We start from the raw sequence: 2574 nt of genomic DNA, 5'->3' as shown, positions 1-2574 counted from the left end.
AAATGGCCTAGAAGATGACCTCGGAGAGGTCTATCATCATCTGAAAATGCTTCAAAGCCAATAAAATTCAAAAAAGAGGTCCGGAATGAGACTATTCCGAACCCCTTTTGTCTACAAACTGAAACTCCGGAAAATCCCGGAGTTTTTTCATTTTATTCAAATGTAATCTTATCAACTGTTTCCCTGTCCAGCTTCTTAATCACTTCAACGATCAGCTTAACAGCATTTTCATAGTCATCGCGGTGAAGCATGGCTGCATGGGAGTGGATATACCGTGTAGCGATGGTGATTGAAAGGGATGGAACTCCATTATGTGTAACATGAATGGCTCCTGAATCTGTTCCTCCGCCAGCGATAGCATCAAATTGATAAGGGATATTCAGTTCATCTGCCGTGTTTGTTACAAGGTCACGCAGGCCTTTGTGAGAGACCATTGATGCATCATAAAGGATGATTTGCGGCCCTTTGCCCATTTTACTCATGGCTTCTTTTTCAGAGATCCCAGGAGTGTCTCCTGCAATACCGACATCTACACCAAAAGCGATATCCGGTTCGATTTTTTGCGCAGAGGTACGTGCTCCGCGAAGACCAACCTCTTCCTGTACGGTTCCCACACCATAAACTTCATTTGGATGTTCTGCATCTTTCAACTGCTTAAGCACATCTATCGCAATAGCGCAGCCAATGCGATTATCCCACGCTTTAGCCAAAAGCATTTTTTCATTATTCATAACCGTAAACTCAAAATACGGAACCACCATGTCACCAGGATTTACTCCCCATTCTTTAGCCTCTTCACGGCTTGAAGCACCAATGTCAATGAACATATCTTTAATTTCAACAGGCTTTTTGCGAGCCTCCGGTGACAAGATATGCGGCGGTTTTGAACCAATTACTCCTGTAACATCTCCTTTCGATGTTACAATCGTCACGCGCTGTGCCAGCATAACCTGGGACCACCAGCCGCCAACCGTCTGGAAACGGATGAAACCTTTATCATCAATACTTGTTACCATAAATCCAACTTCATCCAAGTGACCGGCTACCATGACCTTCGGGCCGCCTTCTTTGCCCGTTTTTTTAGCAATCAGGCTTCCCAATCCATCTGTTGTTACTTCATCAGCATAGGCTGTTATGTATTTTTTCATTACCTCACGCGGTTCGCGCTCATTTCCCGGAATTCCTTTTGCATCTGTCAGGTCTTTAAGCATGGTTAACGTTTCGTCTAATTTAGCCATCATTTCGACTCCCTTAATATTTATTTAATCTTATTATACCGAACATCTGAATCAATATAAAGAATTATCAGACTGATAATCCCTCAGGCTGCAGGCGGAAAAATCGCTTAATATCCTTCAGCCTGCCTCTTAAAATTCACTTCATTTTTGTCTACATATGCTTTTTCTATATGCGAAGAGTTAAATCCAAGTATTTCCCCCAGCTGTAAATAGACTTCCATAAGCTCTTTATAATCCGTTAAAGAACGACTGGTCCTAAACTTTCCGATAGCTTCATAAACAGACAAGAACTGGTCATTCACTGAAACCGTCTTTTTCACCGAAACATCAAAGTCCTTTTCCCCGTAAAATCCGCATTCAATTCCAAGCGATAAAATGAAATGTATACCGTCTACAAACTCCTCCAATACTGTTTCCTGAGGGGAGGAGGGCTTAAGGCTCCAGAATTTAAAGCATCTTGTCTCATTAGCAAGCTCTCCCAATTCAACAAGCAGCGCCAGTATCTTGCGGTCAAATAAATCTTCTTCCTCTAAACCATGGTTTGATTCGATATGGCTGTCCAGCCCTTTTTGCATTTGAAATAGTTGCTGATAATTCATTTTCCACCGTCCTATATGAAATGATTAACTTACATTATAATGCCCATCAAAAAAATTATAACAAATCGCAAAAAAGTTGAAACTTTTTTTAAACTCATCCGTATAGTAAGGAAAATAATAATGGAGGGCTGGTTACTATGTGGCTCCTGCGTATGCTATTGTTTGCTCTGATTCTTTTTCTTATATACACCGCGGTAAAATATCTGCTCAATTCCAAGAGAAAGCTAGAGCTTGCCCACGAACAGAAACGATATTATTTTTGGGATGACCAGGAAAATGTCAGGAAAAACTTCCTGATTACGTATAAAGGGGTTTTATTTGAAGGTGAAAAGTATTTGGGTACCACTGATAATGCTTTTGATGTGGTCTCCATTTTCCTCTGGCCGCACAATACATCGGCCCTTAAAGGGATGGTAAGGGAGGATTTTCTTTTTATTGAAAGAAAGATAGGCGAGGTCTATCCTACTGCAAAAATTGACTGGAAAAGCCCTGTGAAAGAATTCATGCACAAAACAGCTTCTCCAGACGAGGAAATTAAAGATCATATTTAAAAAACGTTCGGCACCCCCGAACGTTTCAGTTTGTAGACAAAAGGGGTTCGGAATAGTCGCATTCCGGACCTCTTTTTTGAATTTTATTGGCTTTGAAGCATTTTCAGATGATGATAGACCTCTCCGAGGTCATCTTCTAGGCCATTTCTGGACCTTGCCAAGTCCAGTTGGCCATTTTTTTCAAAT

The 2574-nt window shown here is 41.1% G+C and carries 3 protein-coding genes; 1 reads left to right on the top strand and 2 read right to left on the bottom strand.

All coding sequences use genetic code 11. The features are described 5' to 3' along the window. Positions 1 to 152 precede the first annotated feature (152 nt). A complete protein-coding gene (locus tag M3205_RS24970) occupies positions 153 to 1238 on the bottom strand; it encodes a M42 family metallopeptidase (protein ID WP_251172341.1) in 1086 nt (361 codons plus the stop codon). Positions 1239 to 1345: 107 nt separating this feature from the next. Next, positions 1346 to 1837: a dUTP diphosphatase gene (locus M3205_RS24965; protein ID WP_251172340.1), complete on the bottom strand. Its 492-nt coding sequence runs from the start codon at positions 1835 to 1837 to the stop codon at positions 1346 to 1348. Between the two features lie 137 nt (positions 1838 to 1974). Between M3205_RS24965 and M3205_RS24960 the strand changes: the two genes are divergently transcribed. Then, complete coding sequence (locus M3205_RS24960) at positions 1975 to 2388, top strand: sigma-w pathway protein ysdB (RefSeq protein WP_251172339.1); 414 nt, start codon at positions 1975 to 1977, stop codon at positions 2386 to 2388. The last annotated feature ends 186 nt before the right edge of the window (positions 2389 to 2574 follow it).

It is taken from the genome of Cytobacillus firmus (assembly GCF_023715565.1).
Classification (GTDB): Bacteria; Bacillota; Bacilli; order Bacillales; family Cytobacillaceae; genus Cytobacillus; species Cytobacillus firmus_C.
The sequence above is the reverse complement of the archived record's forward strand: the minus strand, read 5'-3'. Positions and strand labels throughout refer to the sequence as shown.